The sequence below is a fragment of the Rhodopseudomonas sp. genome (genome assembly GCF_048594845.1).
GTDB lineage: Bacteria > Pseudomonadota > Alphaproteobacteria > Rhizobiales > Xanthobacteraceae > Rhodopseudomonas.
The window spans coordinates 1-17,772 of record NZ_JBMDXE010000347.1 but is presented as its reverse complement, the minus strand read 5'-3'; the positions used below and the strand labels follow the sequence as shown (position 1 = coordinate 17,772).

Sequence of the window (17,772 nt, the reverse complement as noted above, 5' to 3'; positions counted from 1 at the left end):
GTCAATTGTTGACAATCGACAATCCGTGCCGTTTGATTGCGGGCGTCGCGTACCGAAATCGGCAGCAAGCCGAAAACGCGACGAGCCGCAGCCGAGTGCCGCGGATGGGAGGATGATGATGGCGATCACGCAAGCGCCGGCACGTGCCCGGCCATGCCTGTGGCCCGATGGCGAAAGCGTCGGAGCCGGACGTTCGCTGTCGCGCATCGCGCGCTGCATCCACCAGCCTTTGCAATGTCGCGGCGAATGACGGGGCAAATCGAACCCCACACGTCGTGGCATCCTCCGTCGCTCTCGGTGCATCCGGCCGCGGGCGCGCAGCCGCTGCTCGACGTCCGCAATCTTTCGCTGTCGTTCACCACGGCGCAGGGCGCGCTGCCGGTGACCCGCAATGTGAGTTTCTCCATCGCGCCCGGCGAGCGCGTCGGCCTGGTCGGCGAAAGCGGTTGCGGCAAGACCGTGACCGGCCTGTCGCTGCTGCGGCTGCTGCCGACGCAGTCGGCGCGCATCGACGGCGACGTGCTGTTCGACGGCACGGACCTCTTGAAGCTGACGCCGCGGCGGATGCGGGCGGTGCGCGGCCGCGACATCGCGATGATCTTTCAGGAGCCGATGAGCGCGCTCGATCCGGTGTTCACCGTCGGCGATCAGATCAGCGAAGCCTATCGTGTTCATTTCCCGGTCAGCAAGGCGGAAGGCCGCGAGCGGGCCATCGCGGCGCTGCGCGAGGTCGGCATTCCGGCGCCGGAGCGGCGCTGCGATGAATTTCCGCATCAGCTCTCGGGCGGCATGCGTCAGCGCGTGATGATCGCGATGGCGCTGATCTGCAAGCCGAAGCTGCTGATCGCCGACGAACCCACCACCGCGCTCGACGTCACCGTCCAGGCGCAGATCACCGATCTCCTCCGCTCGCTGAGCGAACGCACCGGCACGGCGCTGATCTTCATCACCCATGACCTCGGCGTCGTCGCCGAGACCTGCACCCGCATGATCACGATGTATGCGGGAGAAGTGGTCGAGGACGCCCCGGTCGACGACGTGCTGACGCGGCCGCGCCATCCCTACACGTCCGGACTGCTCCGCTCGCTCCCGGGGCTCAGTCAGCGTCGCGGCGTGCTGTCGTCGATCCCGGGCCGCGTGCCGTCGCCGCAGGCGATGCCGGCCGGCTGCCGCTTCCGCTCGCGCTGCGCCTACGCGGCGCCGGGATGCGAACAGGAGCAGCGAATGGTGGCGCTCGACCCGTCGCATGCGGCACGTTGCTGGCGCGCGCCCGAACTGATCCTGCCGGGAGCGGTGAACTGATGGCGGCGCCGAACTCCAACAATGCCGGCATCCTGGCCGTGCGCGATCTGCGCATCCTGTTTCCGTCCCGCGACGGACGCGAGACCGTCAAGGCGATCGACGGCATGGACTTCGCGGTCCAGGCCGGCGAAACCTTCGGGGTGATAGGCGAATCCGGCTCGGGCAAGACGACGCTCGGCCGCGCGCTGGTGTCGCTGCTGCGGCCGACGGAAGGTCAGATCCTGCACGACGGCACCGATCCCGAGAAGCTTGGCGCTAAGGCGTTCCGGCAGCATCGCCGCGACTATCAGATCATCTTTCAGGATCCCAACGCCGCGCTCAATCCGCGGATGACCATCATCGACAGCGTGGTCGAGCCGCTCGAGATTTTGCGCGAGGGTGACACGGCCTCGCGGCGCCAGCGCGGCATCGCGATGCTGGAGCGGGTCGGGCTTTCCGCCGAGGCGGCCGACCGCTATCCGCATCAGCTCTCCGGCGGCCAGAAGCAGCGCGTCAACATCGCGCGCGTGCTGATGCTGCGGCCCAAAGTCATCGTCTGCGACGAAGTGGTGGCGGCGCTCGACGTCTCGATCCGCGGCGACGTGCTCAATCTGTTCGCCGACCTGCAGCGCGAATTCGGCCTGACCTACGTGTTCATCACCCACGATATCTCGGTGGTGTCGCACATCTCGGATCGCATCGCGGTGACGTATCTGGGCAAGCTGATGGAGCTTGGGCCCGCCGAAGATGTCATCGAGCGGCCGCTGCATCCCTACACGCGCGCGCTGTTGTCGGCCGAGCCGATTCCGCTGCCGTCGCATCTGCGGGTCGATCGTCGCATCATTCTCGAAGGCGAGATTCCGAGCCCGGTGGCGCCGCCGTCCGGCTGCCGCTTCCGCACGCGCTGCCCCTCGGTGCAGCCGCGCTGCGCCGAGGAGATGCCGGCCTGGCGCGATGTCCGGCCCGGGCATCGCGTCGCCTGCCATTTCGCCACGGCCGCCGGGCCGCCGCCGAACAATCAGCCGGCGCAAGCCGCGTCCTAATCATCATCGGGAGGATAACCATGCGCGTGTACGATCTGGGCGGACGAACGCTGCGTCGCCGTGACATTCTGGCGCTGATCGGCGGCGGCGTCGCGGCCAGCGCGCTCGGCCTGCCGGCGCTGGCGCAGGAGCCCAAGAAAGGCGGCGTGCTGAAGGTGGCCGCGCCCGCCAACCCGTCGTCGCTTGATCCTGCCACTGGCGGCGCCGGCTCGGATCACAGCATTCTCTGGACGATGTACGACACGCTGGTGGAGTGGGACTACGAGACGCTGAAGCCGAAGCCCGGCATGGCGAAATGGTCGTATCCCGACGCCAACACGATGGTGCTCGACATCACGCCCGGCATCCAGTTTCACGACGGCACGCCGATGGACGCCGAGGCCGTCAAGTTCAACCTCGACCGTAACCGCACCGACCAGCGCTCCAACATCAAGCCGGATCTCGCCAGCATCGAAGCGGTCGACGTCACCGGGCCGCTGCAGGTGACGCTGAAGCTGAAGAATCCCGACACGGCGCTGCCGGCGATCCTGTCGGACCGCGCCGGCATGATGGTGTCGCCGACCAACCTCAAGGCTCTCGGCAACGAGACCGATCGCAAGGCGGTCGGCGCCGGGCCGTGGAAACTGGTACGCTGGAACGACAACGAGATCATCGTGGTGACGCGCCACGAGAACTACTGGCGCAAGGGCCGGCCGTATCTCGACGGCATCGAGTTCAACATCATCACCGAGAACGCCACGGCGCTGCGCTCGGTGGTGGCCGGCCAGAACGACATGGCGTTCCAACTGCCGGCCCGCCTGAAGCCGGTGATCGAACGTGCCAAGGATCTGACGCTTGTGTCGTCACCGACGCTGTATTGCATCCAGGTGTATTTCAACTACGCCCGCGCACCGCTCGACAATCTCAAGGTCCGGCAAGCGATCAATTTCGCGTTCGACCGCGACACCTTCGTCAAGGCGGCGCTGAGCGGCCTCGGCGAGCCGGCGCGGATGACGCTGCCGAGTTCGCACTGGGCTTACAACAAGGACGTCGCCAACACCTATCCGCACGACATCGCCAAGGCCAAGCAACTGCTCGCCGAGGCCGGCTACAAGGATGGCATCGATCTGACGATCGGCGGCTACACCGATCAGGATTCGGTGCGTCGCGGCGAGGTCATCCAGGATCAGCTCGGCAAGGCCGGCATCCGCGTGAAGTTCACCCGCGGCACCATCGCGGAAATCAGCGCGCAATTCTTCGCGCAGGAGAAGAAATTCGATCTGCTGGTATCGGCCTGGACCGGCCGTCCCGATCCGAGCATGACTTACGGGCTCGGCTTCGACAAAGGCGCCTACTACAACGCCGGCCGCACGGCCGATCCGGAATTGTCCAAGCTCATCCAGGAGAGCCGCGCCAGCGAAGATCTCGCCAAGCGCGCCGAGGTGTTCGCCAAGATCCAGCGCATCACCGTGGAGCAGGCGCTGTCAGCTCCGCTGGCGTTCCAGTTCGAACTTGATGCGCTGACGTCGAAGGTCAAGGGCTTCAAGCCCAATCTGCTCGGCAAGCCGAAGTTCGAAAACATCTCTCTGGCGTGAGGTAACGGCGCCGCGGTCCTCGCGGCGCCCGTTCCGGAAGAAACCCATGTTGAACGCCGCACGACTTCACATCATCGGCCGCCGGCTGCTGCAGGCGATCCCGGTCGTGGTGCTGTCCACCTTCATCGTGTTCGGCCTGCTCAAGCTGGTGCCGGGCGACGTCGCGGTGACGCTCGCCGGCGACAACGCTTCGGAGCAGCGCATTGCCGAGATCCGCGAGCTATATGGGCTGAACCAGCCGTTCCTGATGCAGTACGGCTCATGGCTGGCCAAGGCCGTGCAGGGCGATCTGTCGAGCTCGCTGGTGTCGAATGAATCGGTGCTGGCATCGATCCAGCGCTGCCTGCCACACACGCTGCTGATCGTCGTGCTGGCGCTGCTCACCGCGATGATCATCGGCGTGCCGCTCGGCATCGCGGCGGCCACCAAGCCTGGCTCGTGGATCGACAGCATCGTGATGGCGATCGCATCGCTCGGCGTCGCGGTGCCGAATTTCTGGCTCGGAATGCTGCTGGTGGCGTTCTTCTCGCTGCAGCTGGGCTGGCTGCCGGCCACAGGCGCGGTGTCGTTCTTCAAGGATCCCTGGGCGTCGCTCAGCCACGCCATTCTGCCGGCGCTTGCGCTGGCCTCGGGCGGCATCGCCGAAGTGGCGCGGCAGCTGCGCTCGTCGCTGGTCGAGATCCTGTCGTCCCAGGCGGTGCGCACGCTGCACGCCAAGGGATTGCCGCCGTCGTCGATCCTGTGGCGCCACGGCCTCAAGAACGTCAGCGTCAACCTGCTCACCGTCATCAGCCTGCTGGCCAACCGGATGCTGGCCGCGACCGTGGTGGTCGAGGCGGTGTTCGCCATCCCGGGCATGGGCGGCCTGATCGTCAACGCCGCGATGCACCGCGACTTCCCGGTGGTGCAGGGCGTGGTCTTCACCATGGTGCTGATCGTGGTGTCGCTCAATCTGCTGACCGACATCCTGTACAGCGTGCTCGATCCGAGGATCGCCTCATGACCGACCTGGCGATGACGGCGCCGCACCGGCCGCGGCGGATGCGTAAACTCGCGCGCTGGTTCGTGTCGGATATTCGCGGCGCGATCAGTTTGTTGTTCCTGCTCGTGCTGTTCGTGGTCTCGGTGCTTGCGCCGTGGCTGTCGCCGTATGATCCGCTGGCGCAGGACGTCAACGCGTCGCTGGCGCCGATGTCGGCCGAGCACTGGCTCGGTGCCGACGATCTCGGCCGCGATACGCTCAGCCGGCTGATGTATGGCGGCATGGCGTCGCTGTATGCAAGCTTTCTGGCGGTGGCGATCGCGGTGCTGATCGGCGTGCCGGTCGGCGTGCTGGCCGGCTATCTCGGCGGTTGGGTCGACACCGTGATCAGCAGGGTCATCGACAGCTTCTTGTCGTTCCCCGCCATCGTGCTGGCGATCGCCGTCACCGGTGCGCTCGGCATCGGTCTTACCAATGGCATGATCTCGGTCGGCATCGTGTTCTCGCCGCAGCTCGCGCGGCTGGTCCGCGCGCGGACGCTGGTGGTGCGGCACGAGCTCTATGTGGACGCGGCGCGCTGCTTCGGCAGTTCGACCACGCGCATCCTGTGGCGGCACGTACTGCCGAACGCGATCCAGCCGGTGATCGTGCAGGTGACGTTGCTGCTCGCTGCTGCGCTGCTCGCCGAGGCCAGCCTCAGCTTCCTCGGGCTCGGCATCCAGCCGCCGGATCCGAGCTGGGGCGCGATGCTGGCCCGCGCTTATCAGAACATGGAGATCGCGCCGGAGCAGATGTATCCGCCCGGCCTGGCGATCCTGTTCACCGCGCTGGCCTACAACACGCTCGGTGAATCGCTGCGGGTCGCGCTCGATCCGACCATGAAGCGCAATTGAGACAAGCAAGAACAACAAGGACGACGACATGAGCGCCAGCGCGGCCGAAGCCGACTATCTCGCAAACCTGCACGATCTGTGGGCCAAGGCCTGGCCGAAGGGCCTGCCGACCGAGCCGCGCTATCCGCACGGCGAGATCGCACTCAGCGAATATCTGCGCGCCTGGGCGAAGCGAGCGCCGGAGCGGCCCGCCGTGATCTTCTACGGCCACGTCACGACCTATGCGGAGCTCGATCAGCTCAGCGACCGGTTCGCGGCGCTGCTGATGCAGAAGGGCGTGCGCAAGGGCGATCGCGTCGCAGTGTTCCTGCCGAACTGCCCGCAGTTCCACATGGTGTTCTTCGGCATCCTCAAGCTCGGCGCAATCCATGTGCCGGTCAGCCCGCTGTCGCGCGCGTTCGAGCTGTCCTACGAGCTCAACGACACCGACGCCGAAGTGATCGTGGCGCTCGATCAGCTCGCCTCGGTGGTCGATCAGGTGCGCGGCGAGACCAAGCTGCGCGAGGTGATCGTTACCAGCTTCGCCGACGTGATCCCTGCCGCGCCGTCGATCCCGGTGCCAGACTCTGTCAGCAGCCCGCGCGTGGCGGTGACCGGCGCGACCGATCTGCTGCCGACGCTGGCGGCGATGCCGACGCCGGAGCCGCTGTCGGCGGCGTCGCTCGACGACGTCGCGGCGCTGAACTACACCGGTGGTACGACGGGCATGCCGAAGGGCTGTGTCCATACGCAGGGCGACATGGTGTACACCGCCGCCGCCAATCACGGCATCTCGGTTGTCGCCGACGAGCGCAGCGTGTTCCTGTCATTCTTTCCCGAGTTCTGGATCGCCGGCGAGAACTTCGGCCTGATCTTTCCGCTGTTCGCCGGCGCCACGCTGGTGCTGCTGGCGCGCTGGGATGCGCTCGGCGTGCTGTCGGCGATCGATCGCTACAAGGTCGGCGTCACCGCGATGCCTGTCGACGGCGCGGTCGAGCTGATGGACCATCCGCGCTTCAAGGAGTTCGACCTGTCGTCGCTGAAGCAGGTGCGCGTCGTCTCCTTCGTCAAGAAGCTCAATCCGGACTATCGCAAGCGCTGGAAGGATCTCACCGGCACGATCCTCACCGAAGCCTCGTGGGGCATGACCGAGACCCACACGTCGAACACCTTCACGGTCGGCTTTCAGGGCGATGATTTTGATCTGAACTCGCAGCCGATCTTCGTCGGCCTGCCGGTGCCGGGCGCCGAATTCAAGATCACGGACTTCGAAACCGGCGAGCTCGTGCCGCTCGGCGGCGAAGGCGAGATTCGGGTGCGGACGCCATCGCTGCTGAAGAGCTATTGGAATAAGCCGGAGGCGACCGCGCAGTCGCTGGTCGACGGCTGGCTGCGTACCGGCGACATCGGCACCATCGATCCGCAGGGCTTCCTGCATTTCCTCGGCCGGCGCAAGGAGATGCTCAAGGTCAAGGGCATGAGCGTGTTTCCGCCGGAGATCGAGGCGCTGCTCGGCCAGCATCCCGCAGTGCTGGGCTCCGGCGTGGTCGGCCGCGACGACCCGGGCAAGGGTCAGGTGCCGGTCGCCTTCATTCAGCTCAAGCCGGAAGCCGAAGGCAGTATCACGCCGGCCGAGTTGCAGGCCTGGTGTGCCGAGCGGATGGCGGTCTACAAAGTGCCGGAGATCCGCATCATCGACGCCTTGCCGATGACTGCGACCGGCAAAGTGAAGAAGCAAGAACTCGACGCCAACGCGCGCTGATCGCGCGGCGGCGCTGCCGATGATTGGGATGAGGAAAGTCGCATGTCGTTTCGTAAGTTACTGATCGCCAACCGCGGCGAGATCGCGATCCGCATCGCGCGGGCCGCGGCCGATGCCGGGCTCGCCAGTGTGGCGATCTATCCGTCGGACGATGCGGCGTCGCTGCATCTACGCATCGCCGATGAGGCGCGGGAAATTCCGGGGCGCGGCGCGCGGGCTTATCTCGATATCGAGGCGGTGATCGAAGCCGCCAAGGCGGCGCATTGTGATGCGCTGCATCCCGGCTACGGCTTCCTCAGCGAGAACGCCGACCTGGCCCGGCGCTGCGCCGAGGAAGGTATCCGGTTCATTGGTCCGTCGCCCGAAGCCTTGAGGCTATTCGGTGACAAAGTTGCGGCACGGCAACTTGCCAAGAAGTCGGGAGTGCCAATCATTGCCGGCACCCAGGGGCCGTCGACGCTGGAGGACATCCAGGCGTTCTTCGCCTCGCTCGGTGCCAATGCGGCGGTGATGATCAAAGCGATGGCCGGCGGCGGCGGCCGCGGCATGCGCGTGGTCGAGCGCGCCGAGGATCTCGGCGAAGCCTACGCGCGCTGTCAGTCCGAAGCCAAGGCGGCGTTCGGCAGTGACGGCGTCTATGCCGAACGGCTGATCCGCAATGCGCGGCATATCGAGGTGCAGATCATCGGCGATCAGCACCGTGCTATCAGCCATCTGTGGGAACGCGAGTGCACCATCCAGCGCCGCAACCAGAAACTGATCGAGATCGCGCCGAGCCCGTCGCTGAGTGATGCGCTGCGGGCGCGGATCGTCGAATCGGCCGTGAAGTTGGCGAAGGCAGCGAACTACGACAGTCTTGGCACGTTCGAGTTTCTCGTTGATGGCGACGGTGGTGATGGTGAGGGCGCGTTCGCATTCATCGAGGCCAATCCGCGGCTGCAGGTCGAGCACACCGTCACAGAGGAAGTCCTCGGGGTTGACCTGGTCCGCTCGCAGATCGCGGTGGCGGGCGGCGCAACGCTTCAGTCGCTCGGGCTCGATCAGGCGAATGCGCCGCGGCCGCGCGGCTTCGCGATCCAGCTGCGCGTCAACATGGAGACGATGGACGCGAGCGGCGCCACGCATCCGAGCGGCGGCATCCTCGGCGTGTTCGAACCGCCGGCGGGGCCGGGCGTGCGCGTCGATACGTTCGGCTATGCGGGCTACAAGACCAGCGCGGCGTTCGACTCGCTGCTCGCCAAAGTGATCGTGCATGCGCCTGGCCAATGGCCGGACGCGGTCGCCAAGGCGGCGCGGACGCTGCGTGAATTCCGCATCGCCGGCGTCGAGACGAATAGCGCACTGCTGCAGGCGATCCTGGCGCATCCGGATTTTAAAGCCAATCGCGTCAGCACCGCGTTCATCGATCGCAATGTCGCCGATCTCGTCGGCGCTGCGGAGAAGCTCGGCGCGCCGCTGGTGGCGCTTCCGGGCGGCGAAGCGCAACAAGGGCATAGCAAGGCCGCGACCGAAGCTGCGCCGGAAGGCACGGTGTCGATCATCGCGCCGCTGCAGGGGACCGTGGTGGCGATCACCGTCGCGGAGGGCGACGTGGTGCGGCCGGGGCAGCAGCTCGCGGTGCTCGAGTCGATGAAGATGGAGCATCTGGTCACGGCCGAGCAGGGTGGCCGCATCCGCCGCATCGTCACCGCCGACGGGGTGACGCTGATGCAGGGCGAAGCGATCCTGTATCTCGAGCCGCAGGACGTCGAGGGCGATCAGGCGGCCGAGGAAGCCGAGATCGATCTCGACCACATCCGCCCCGACCTTGCCGAACTACTGGCGCGGCAGGGCATCACGCTCGACGAGAACCGGCCGGATTCGGTGGCTCGGCGGCGCAAGACCAATCAGCGCACCGCGCGTGAGAATATCGCGCAGCTCGTCGACGAAGGCTCGTTCATGGAATACGGCAGCCTGGCGATCGCCGGCCAGCGCCGTCGCCGCGCGCTCGACGACCTGATCAAGAACACGCCGGCCGATGGTCTCGTCGCCGGCGTCGCCACCGTGAACGCCAAGCAGTTCGGCGAGCACGACGCGCGCTGCATGGTGATCTCCTACGACTACACGGTTCTGGCCGGCACCCAGGGCCACATGAACCACAAGAAGATCGACCGCATGCTGACGCTGGTCGAGCAATGGCGGATGCCGCTGGTGTTCTACGCCGAAGGCGGCGGTGGCCGTCCGGGCGACACCGACCGGCTCGGCCTGACCGGGCTCGACGGTCCGTCGTTCCTGCAATTTGCACGGCTGTCGGGGCTGGTGCCGGTGATCGGCGTCGTCTCCGGCTATTGCTTCGCCGGCAATGCGGCGATGCTCGGCTGCTGCGATGTCATCATCGCGACCCAAAATGCCTCGATCGGCATGGGCGGGCCGGCGATGATCGAGGGTGGCGGCCTCGGCGTGTATCACCCCGCCGAAGTCGGCCCGGTGTCGTTCCAGTCGCCGAATGGCGTGGTCGATATCCTGGTCGAGGACGAGGAAGAGGCGACGCGGGTCGCGCAGAAGTATCTGTCGTATTTCCAGGGCCCGGTGGCCGAGTGGCGTGCGGCGGACCAGCGGCTGCTGCGCCGCGCGATCCCGGAAAATCGTCTGCGCGTCTACGACATTCGCCACGTCATCGAGCTGATCGCCGACGAGGATTCGGTGCTGGAGCTGCGTCGCGATTTCGGCGTCGGCATCGTCACCGCCTTCATCCGGATCGAAGGCAAGCCGTTCGGCCTGATCGCCAACAACCCGAAGCATCTCGGCGGCGCCATCGATGCGCCGGCCGGCGACAAGGCGGCGCGCTTCCTGCAACTGTGCGATGCGTTCGACATTCCGATCGTGTCGCTGTGCGATACGCCCGGCTTCATGGTCGGACCGGAAGCGGAGAAGACCGCAATCGTGCGCCACGTCGCGCGGATGTTCGTCACCGGCGCGAGTCTCACGGTGCCGCTGTTCGGCATCGTGCTACGCAAGGGCTATGGCCTCGGCGCGCAGTCGATGATCGGCGGCGGCTTCCACGCCTCGTTCTTCACCGCGGCGTGGCCGACCGGCGAGTTCGGCGGCATGGGGCTGGAAGGCTATGTTCGGCTCGGCTTCCGCAAGGAGATGGAGGCGATCGCCGATCCGGTCGAGCGCGAGACCTACTACAAGAACAAGGTCGCCGAGATGTACGCTAACGGCAAGGCGACCTCGATCGCTTCGGTGTTCGAGATCGACAACGTGATCGACCCGGCCGAGACGCGGCGCTGGATCATGGCCGGCCTGCGCTCGGTGCCGACCCCGCCGGAACGCACCGAACGCAAGCGGCCCTGCGTCGATACCTGGTAATGGAGCAAACGATGAGCACAGCCGCTTTCGACACGCCGATCGACGACACCGGCACAGCGCTGGCCGGGCCGTGGCGGCAGCCGCGGCAGATGCTGCACGCGCAGGTCTACGACTCGCACGCCTCGATCCACGACGACGCCACCGCGCAGAAGCTCGGCTTCAAGGGCGGCACCATCGAGGGGCCGACGCATTTCAGCCAGTTCGCGCCGCTGGGCGAGCGGCTGTGGGGCCGGGAATGGTTCGAGACCGGTTGTCTCTCGGCGCATTATCGCAACGCCGCGTATGAAGGCGAGGAGGTGCAGGCGATCGTCGACAAGCCGGCGAACGGCGCGCGCCATACGACGATCCGCATGGTCAAGCGCGACGGCACTGAAATTCTGCGCGGCAGTGCGTCGGTCGGCACCGATGCGCCGACCTCGGCGCTCGACCAGCGGCTGACCGAATTGAAGCCGCTGACCGACGCGGTGATCCTGCGCGACATCACGGTCGGCATGACCACCACGCCGCAGACCGTGAAAATGGATGCCGACCAGCACATGGGCGAGCTGTATCCGTTCTCGCTGGCTGACAAGCTCAAGGTGATCACCGAGCCGTCCCCGTATTATCGCGACGCGTCGCCGTGGGGGCGGCCGATCATTCCGATGGAGATGCTCAGCGTGCTGTTCCAGCACGTCAGCAAGCAGGACGGCCTGCCGGTGCGCGGCCCGGCCGTCGGCCTGTTCGCCGATCAGGAGATCCGGCTGATCGCCGGCCCGCTGTTCGTCGGCGAGAGCTACCGGATCCAGCGCAAGGTTGTGGCGCTGTCCGGCAGCAAGCGCACCGAAAGCCTGTGGGCGCGCACCGAAGCCTTCGACAGCGCCGGCCGCCTCGTCGCCACCATGCTGCTCAACTCGGCGACGCTGAAAGACTCCTACGCCGCTTATGAGCAGGAATATGCGGAGCTGAAGAAGGGCGCGTAGTGCCAGCGTCGAACTAGCGACCTCGCATCAGGCTCCTGCGTTCGTCATGGCCGGGTTTGTCCCGGCCATCCACGTCTTTCGCGGCCCATGCTGCAAGGCGTGGATGCCCGGCAGAAGGCCGGGCATGACGCGTTGAGAGGACGTCCACAGACGAGACGCGCGCCGCGCTCACAGCTTGGTCGGCACCGGCTCGAACTTGGCCGAGATGATGTCGTCGGCGGGCACGACGTCGCGCGGGCTGCCGACACGGGCGAGATCGAGTGAGAGTTGTACGGCATCGCGGATCTGCGCGCCGGCCATGCTGCCGTTGGTCTCCAGCTTCATGATCGTGGTGTCGTATTCCAGCGCCGCGATCTCCGGCGGAATTTCATACAGCTCCGCGATCAGCTTGACGGTGACGTCGCGATTGGCGCGCATGAAGTCGACCGCGCCGTATAGTGCGTTGAGCGCTTTCTGGACCAGCCGGCCCCTGGTGTCGGCGAAGCGGTCGAGCACGATCCAGCCCTGGGTCAGGTTGGGCGGCACCGCCTTGGCGTAGTCCAGCACGGCCTTGGCCTCGCCGGATTTGGTGAGCTGAAGGCTGAGCGGGGAATACACCACGGCGGCGTCGACCTTGCCGCCGAGCAGATTTGAAACGAGGCCGTTGCCGCCGACGGGGGTGCGCGCGAACTCGATCTTGGCATCCTGCCCGGTCCACAGCGCCAGCAGATCGGAGCTCGAACCCGCCGCGGTGATGCCGACCTTGCGGCCATTCAGGGCCTTGAGGTCGAGGTTCGAGTTGGCCGGCACCATGAGTTGCCAGCCGTAATTGCCCATCGACGCCTTGGCGACTATCCGCGACAGCACGCCCTTGCGCCGCCCGGCGGCGACCAGCGTCGGCGGATCGAGGGTCATGTCGACCGCGCCGGCGGCGAGCGCTTCGAAGCTTTCGGCACCGCTGCGATACACGGTGAGTTCGGCGCGCAGGCCTTCCTTGTCGAACAGCCTCTGCCGCACGGCGGTCTCGGCGATCGTCGTCGGCCAATAGCTTTTGGTCGGGAGGCCGATGCGGATTGTATCGGCCGCCTGGGCGGGGCCGGTCACCAGAGCGACCGCGGCGAGCGATGCCAGCGCCAGTCGGCGAAACATGTTCATCTCGAATCCTCCCGTATTGATCTTCTTGATCTTGTTTTTATGGCCGAGCCCAAGGTCGTTCGATTAGTCCACGGGGCGTGCCTCCGTGAGGCGTGACGCCTGCCGGGACGTTTCGAACACATCTGTGATGGGGAATGGTCGCGCGTGCAGCGACGCTGCGCCCGGACATGGCGGGCGATCATTGCCGTTCGATTCGCTCAGCGCGATCGGTGTCATGCGGCAAAATGTGACCGCGGCGTGGGAGGCCGTCAACGACAATCAACAACGCTGCGGTAATTAGTTGCTGTTCGGGAACTCGTGGGATGCTGTTTTGTGCGGCGCGGTGTTATCTGGCAGTGCGAGATAAGAAGGGGTTTGGTTGTTGCGAAGCACAAAAAATCCCCGGGAGGCGCTGACCCCAGCTACGGGTAGAAGTTGTGTACTTCGTGCCGGCCACTACATGGTTCAGCTAACGAGTGCGTCGCCGCGACCGTGGCTATTTGTCCGCGCGTAGTTAGAACGATCGTTCGTATTTTAACCCGGCTGGGATGAACTTGTGCGCTGTACGTGTCGGTCAAAAAAAGAGGCTGCGCGGGTGCGCAGCCTCTGGGACGACGTCGTCCGTTGCAGCTTACTGCAGGCCGATCGTGGTCAGGTCCTGGAACCAGTGCTGGGCCTGCACGAAGCTCTTCACCTTCGGCGACAGCGCGTGCGGGTTGGTGTCGTGGACGACCCAGACCAGCGCGGCGTCGTCGACGATCTGGGCGTGCGCCTGCGCCAGCAGATCGTCCTGCTTGGCGGAATCGAACGTGGTCTTGGCCTCGTCGATCAGCGCGTCCACCTTCGGGTTCTTGTAGCCGCCCCAGTTGACGCCGACCGGCGCGACCTGGCCGGAGTGGAAGAACCGCACGATCGCGTAGAGCGGGTCCGAGGTGACGTAAGCGATGTTGTTGGCAGTGATGCCCGCCATGCTTTCGTCGGCGGCGCCCTTACGCCACGCGGTGTACAGCACTTCGAGTTCGACCACCTTGAACTCGACGTCGATGCCGATCTCCTTGAAGCTCTGCTGCAGGAACTCGTTCATCGGCAGCGACAGCATCTGGCCGGTGCCGCCGGTGGCGATGATGAAGGTGGTCTTCAGCGGCTTCTCGGGCGAGTAGCCCGCTTCCTTCACCAGCCGCTTGGCTTCGGCGAGATCGTACTTGATCTTGAAGGTCGGCTTGCCGAACCATGGGCTCGACGGGTCGACCTGTCCGATCGCCGGCTTGGCGAGGCCGTTCATCAGGCCGACCACCGCGTCACGATCGATCGCGAGGTTGAGCGCCTTGCGCAGCCGGATGTCGGTCCAGGGCGAACCGGGCAGCACGCTGACGTGATAGTTCCAGACGTGCGGCGTTACGTTGTCGACGATCTTCATGCCGGCCGATTTGAGCTGCGGCACCGCGTCCGGCGCGGGCGTCTCGATCAGGTCGACCTGACCGGCGAGCAGCGCGTTGGTACGGGTCAGCGCTTCGGGCATCGGCACCAGGATCAGCTTGTCGGTCTTCGGCAGCCGCGACTTATCCCAGTAGTCGTTGTTCTTGGTGAGCTCCGCGAGTTCCCGCGGCACCAGCTTGGTCAGCTTGAAAGGTCCGGTGCCGGACGGATTCGCCGCGAACTTGTCCCAGTCCTTGCCGACCTTCTCGTACTGCGTCGGGCTCGACACCAGGAACCACAGCATCTGATACGGGAAGAACGAGTCGACCGCCTTGGTGGTGATCTCCACCGTGTAATCATCAATCTTGGCGTAACTCTTCACCGACGGCAGCCGGGTCTTGACCTGCGCGCTCTGGCGCTTGTCGAACTGCGGTGCCTTTTCATTGAGCACCTTGTCTAGATTCCAGACCACGGCGTCCGCGTTGAAGTCGCTGCCGTCGTGAAACTTGACGCCCTTGCGCAGGGTGAAGCGCCACTTGGTCTTGTCGGCGTCGTCGACTTTCCATTCGGTCGCGAGGCCCGGCACCAGCTTGCCGGGGCGATCGGCCACGTTCATTTCCCAGGCCACGAGCGGATCGTAGATGGTGTAGCCGGTGAACTGATAGCCGCCGGCGCCGCGGTCCGGCTGGCCCGTAGTCAGCGGAATATCGGCCATCGAGATGCCGTAACGCACCACGGATTCGGCTCGCGCGGGGCCGACGACGCCCGCGGCGGCGATCATCGCGGCCAGCATCAACGCACTTCCAAGTCGCTTCATTGCAACTGATCTCCTCATGACGATGGCGCAGAAGCTTGCAATGCGAGTGCCAATTCGGACCGCCTGAGGCGAGAGGTCGCATTTATTTGTGTGCCAACGATCCTGCCGCTTTGGGTGGCACACGCATTGCATAATGCAGCGCACAAATTAGTCACACGGGAAGTTTCCAGCATGCGTCACCTTCGCGTTCTCCGCCGTACCACCGCGCTGTTCGCTTTGGCCACCGTCAGCGCCATGGCGCTGCCTCATCTCGCCGCCGCCGAAACCGTGCTGCGGATCGGTATGACGGCGGCGGACATTCCGCGCACGCTGGGCCAGCCCGATCAGGGCTTCGAAGGCAACCGCTTCACCGGCCTGACGATGTATGACGGGCTGACGATGTGGGATCTGTCGTCCGCCACCAAGGCCAGCGTGGTAATCCCCGGCCTCGCCACCGAGTGGAAGGTCGAGGATGCCGACAAGACCAAGTGGATCTTCAAGTTGCGCCCGGGCGTCACCTTCCACGACGGCACGCCGTTCAACGCGGACGCCGTGGTGTGGAACGTCGACAAGGTCCTGAACAAGGAGGCGCCGCAATTCGACGCCAGCCAGGTCGGCGTTACCGCGTCGCGCATGCCGACGCTGGTATCGGCGAAGAAGATCGATGACATGACTGTCGAGCTCACCACCAAGGAGCCCGACAGCTTCCTGCCGATCAACCTCACCAATCTGTTCATGGTCAGCCCGGCGAAGTGGCAGGTGCTGTACGAGCGCGCCGAAGGCGCCGACGCCAAGGCGAAGTCGCAGGCCGCGTGGGCGGCGTTCGCCAAGGACGCGGCCGGTACCGGCCCGTGGAAGATGGCGAAGTTTACGCCGCGCGAGCGGCTCGAACTGGTCAAGAACGACAATTACTGGGACAAGGCGCGGGTGCCGAAGGCCGACCGCATGGTGCTGCTGCCGATGCCGGAAGCCAATGCGCGCACCGCGGCGCTGCTTGCCGGTCAGGTCGACTGGGTCGAAGCGCCGGCGCCGGATGCGGTGAAGGAGATCGAGGGCCGCGGCTTCAAGATCGAGAAGAACGAGCAGCCGCACGTCTGGCCGTGGCAGTTCTCGCGCATCGAAGGCTCGCCCTGGAACGACATCCGCGTCCGAAAGGCCGCGAACCTGTGCATCGATCGCGAAGGATTGCGTGACGGCCTGCTGGCGGGCCTGATGGTGCCGGCGACCGGCACCTTCGAGCCCGGCCATCCGTGGCGCGGCAACCCGACGTTCCAGATCAAGTACGATCTGCCCGCCGCCCAGAAGCTGATGAAGGAAGCTGGCTTCGGCCCGACCAAGAAGCTCAGCGTCAAGATCCAGACTTCGGCATCCGGCTCCGGCCAGATGCTGCCGCTGCCGATGAACGAGTATCTGCAGCAGGCGCTGGCCGAGTGCTACTTCGACGTCAAGCTCGACGTCATCGAATGGAATACGCTGTTCACCAACTGGCGCCGCGGCGTCAAGGATCCAAGCGCCAACGGCAGCGACGCGGTCAACATCACCTACGCGGCGATGGACCCGTTCTTCGCGCTGGTGCGCTTCCTGCAGTCGTCGATGGCGCCGCCGGTGTCGAACAATTGGGGCTTCATCAACAACCCGAAGTTCGACGAGCTGGTGAAGAAGGCCCGCACCTCGTTCGACGAGAAGGAGCGCGACAAGGCGCTGGCGGAGCTGAACGCCGCTTCGATCGACGACGCCGCGTTCCTCTACGTCGCCCACGACGTCGGCCCGCGCGCGCTGAGCCCAAAGATCAAGGGCTTCGTGCAACCGAAGAGCTGGTTCGTCGACTTCTCGCCGGTGACGATCGCGCCTTAAGTGGGGGCGTCTCGTCATTGCGAGGAGCACCCGGATCGGCGCTACGCGCCGTCCGAGTGCAGGCTCAGCGACGAAGCAATCCAGCTCCGTGCACTGCGCTGTGGATAGCTTCGCTTCGCTCGCAATGACGGGGCTGATGCCTGCTTCTGACGGGTCGCTTAATGCGCGGCCCGGTCGCACTAACTCTCGACGTCATGGCCGGGCTTGACGAAGGAGGGGTTTCCAATCTGGAGACTCATCCGCCTTCTCAAGTTGCGCCGTAAGGAACAACCAGTGCTCGTCTACATCGCCCGCCGCCTCGTTTATGTGATCCCGATCGTGATCAGCGTCGCGCTGGTCTGCTTCATGCTGGTGCACATCACGCCCGGCGATCCGCTGGTGGCGGTGTTGCCGGCCGACGCGTCGCAGGAACTCGCGGCGCAGCTGCGTGCCGCCTATGGCTTCGACCGGCCGCTGCCGGTGCAGTTCGGGTTGTGGCTGTGGAAGGCGCTGCACGGCGATCTCGGCAATTCGATCGCCACCGGCCGTCCGGTGCTGGCCGAGGTGCTGCGCGCGGTGAGTAACACCGTGATGCTGGCGATCGCCGCAGCGATCATCGGGTTCTCGTTTGGGCTACTGTTCGGCCTCTTGGCCGGTTACTTCCGCGACACCTGGATCGACAAGGTGTCGACCTCGATCGCGATCGCCGGCGTCTCCGTGCCGCATTACTGGCTTGGCATGGTGCTGGTGATCATCTTCTCCGTGCAGCTCAACTGGCTGCCCGCGGTCG

General features: G+C 65.6%; 12 protein-coding genes. 10 read left to right on the top strand and 2 right to left on the bottom strand.

Annotated elements, in window-relative coordinates; genetic code table 11:
- Nucleotides 1-246 precede the first annotated feature (246 nt).
- From ACOJTD_RS23605 to ACOJTD_RS23570, 8 genes are read left to right on the top strand one after another with little or no spacing between them, the layout of a single operon-like run.
- Nucleotides 247-1,302 (top strand): ABC transporter ATP-binding protein, encoded by a 1,056-nt coding sequence (locus tag ACOJTD_RS23605; protein WP_420135279.1) that lies wholly within the window; start codon nt 247-249, stop codon nt 1,300-1,302.
- Nucleotides 1,302-2,324 (top strand): ABC transporter ATP-binding protein, encoded by a 1,023-nt coding sequence (locus ACOJTD_RS23600; protein WP_420135278.1) that lies wholly within the window; start codon nt 1,302-1,304, stop codon nt 2,322-2,324. The genes ACOJTD_RS23605 and ACOJTD_RS23600 overlap by 1 nt, the downstream gene beginning before the upstream one ends.
- A 20-nt stretch (nt 2,325-2,344) precedes the next feature.
- Complete coding sequence (locus ACOJTD_RS23595) at nt 2,345-3,898, top strand: ABC transporter substrate-binding protein (protein WP_420135277.1); 1,554 nt, start codon at nt 2,345-2,347, stop codon at nt 3,896-3,898.
- 46 nt (nt 3,899-3,944) lie between these two features.
- On the top strand, nt 3,945-4,901 hold the full coding sequence (locus tag ACOJTD_RS23590; RefSeq protein WP_420135276.1) for an ABC transporter permease: 957 nt from the start codon (nt 3,945-3,947) through the stop codon (nt 4,899-4,901).
- Nucleotides 4,898-5,773, top strand: coding sequence for an ABC transporter permease (locus ACOJTD_RS23585; RefSeq protein WP_420135275.1), 876 nt, complete (start codon nt 4,898-4,900; stop codon nt 5,771-5,773). Before ACOJTD_RS23590 ends, ACOJTD_RS23585 begins: the two co-directional genes overlap by 4 nt.
- A gap of 28 nt (nt 5,774-5,801) precedes the next feature.
- Nucleotides 5,802-7,514 (top strand): AMP-binding protein, encoded by a 1,713-nt coding sequence (locus ACOJTD_RS23580; protein WP_420135274.1) that lies wholly within the window; start codon nt 5,802-5,804, stop codon nt 7,512-7,514.
- A 42-nt stretch (nt 7,515-7,556) separates the two neighbouring features.
- The gene (locus ACOJTD_RS23575; protein WP_420135273.1) at nt 7,557-10,865 is read left to right on the top strand and encodes a carboxyl transferase domain-containing protein; all 3,309 of its coding nucleotides are present in this window, start codon (nt 7,557-7,559) and stop codon (nt 10,863-10,865) included.
- 11 nt (nt 10,866-10,876) lie between these two features.
- Nucleotides 10,877-11,824 carry a hypothetical protein gene (locus ACOJTD_RS23570; RefSeq protein ID WP_420135272.1) on the top strand — a complete coding sequence of 316 codons (948 nt, stop codon included), beginning with the start codon at nt 10,877-10,879 and terminating at the stop codon, nt 11,822-11,824.
- A gap of 168 nt (nt 11,825-11,992) precedes the next feature.
- On the opposite strand, the gene ACOJTD_RS23565 is transcribed toward ACOJTD_RS23570, so the two are convergent.
- On the bottom strand, nt 11,993-12,958 hold the full coding sequence (locus ACOJTD_RS23565; protein WP_420135271.1) for an ABC transporter substrate-binding protein: 966 nt from the start codon (nt 12,956-12,958) through the stop codon (nt 11,993-11,995).
- 610 nt (nt 12,959-13,568) lie between these two features.
- A complete protein-coding gene (locus ACOJTD_RS23560; RefSeq protein ID WP_420135294.1) occupies nt 13,569-15,146 on the bottom strand; it encodes an ABC transporter substrate-binding protein in 1,578 nt (525 codons plus the stop codon).
- Between the two features lie 195 nt (nt 15,147-15,341).
- On the opposite strand from ACOJTD_RS23560, the gene ACOJTD_RS23555 reads away from it, so the two are divergent.
- Both ACOJTD_RS23555 and ACOJTD_RS23550 read left to right on the top strand, forming a co-directional pair.
- Nucleotides 15,342-17,003: an ABC transporter substrate-binding protein gene (locus ACOJTD_RS23555; protein ID WP_420135270.1), complete on the top strand. Its 1,662-nt coding sequence runs from the start codon at nt 15,342-15,344 to the stop codon at nt 17,001-17,003.
- Nucleotides 17,004-17,276: 273 nt separating this feature from the next.
- Nucleotides 17,277-17,772: ABC transporter permease (locus tag ACOJTD_RS23550; RefSeq protein WP_420135269.1), on the top strand; the 496-nt coding region annotated here is incomplete at its 3' end.

Coding starts and splice junctions, on each gene's coding strand:
- ACOJTD_RS23570 (WP_420135272.1), top strand. CDS start 10,877: ATGAGCACAGCCGCTTTCGACACGCCGATCGACGACACCGGCACAGCG.
- ACOJTD_RS23575 (WP_420135273.1), top strand. CDS start 7,557: ATGTCGTTTCGTAAGTTACTGATCGCCAACCGCGGCGAGATCGCGATC.
- ACOJTD_RS23595 (WP_420135277.1), top strand. CDS start 2,345: ATGCGCGTGTACGATCTGGGCGGACGAACGCTGCGTCGCCGTGACATT.
- ACOJTD_RS23560 (WP_420135294.1), bottom strand. CDS start 15,146: ATGCTGGCCGCGATGATCGCCGCCGCGGGCGTCGTCGGCCCCGCGCGA.
- ACOJTD_RS23580 (WP_420135274.1), top strand. CDS start 5,802: ATGAGCGCCAGCGCGGCCGAAGCCGACTATCTCGCAAACCTGCACGAT.
- ACOJTD_RS23585 (WP_420135275.1), top strand. CDS start 4,898: ATGACCGACCTGGCGATGACGGCGCCGCACCGGCCGCGGCGGATGCGT.
- ACOJTD_RS23590 (WP_420135276.1), top strand. CDS start 3,945: ATGTTGAACGCCGCACGACTTCACATCATCGGCCGCCGGCTGCTGCAG.
- ACOJTD_RS23600 (WP_420135278.1), top strand. CDS start 1,302: ATGGCGGCGCCGAACTCCAACAATGCCGGCATCCTGGCCGTGCGCGAT.
- ACOJTD_RS23555 (WP_420135270.1), top strand. CDS start 15,342: ATGCGTCACCTTCGCGTTCTCCGCCGTACCACCGCGCTGTTCGCTTTG.
- ACOJTD_RS23565 (WP_420135271.1), bottom strand. CDS start 12,958: ATGAACATGTTTCGCCGACTGGCGCTGGCATCGCTCGCCGCGGTCGCT.
- ACOJTD_RS23605 (WP_420135279.1), top strand. CDS start 247: ATGACGGGGCAAATCGAACCCCACACGTCGTGGCATCCTCCGTCGCTC.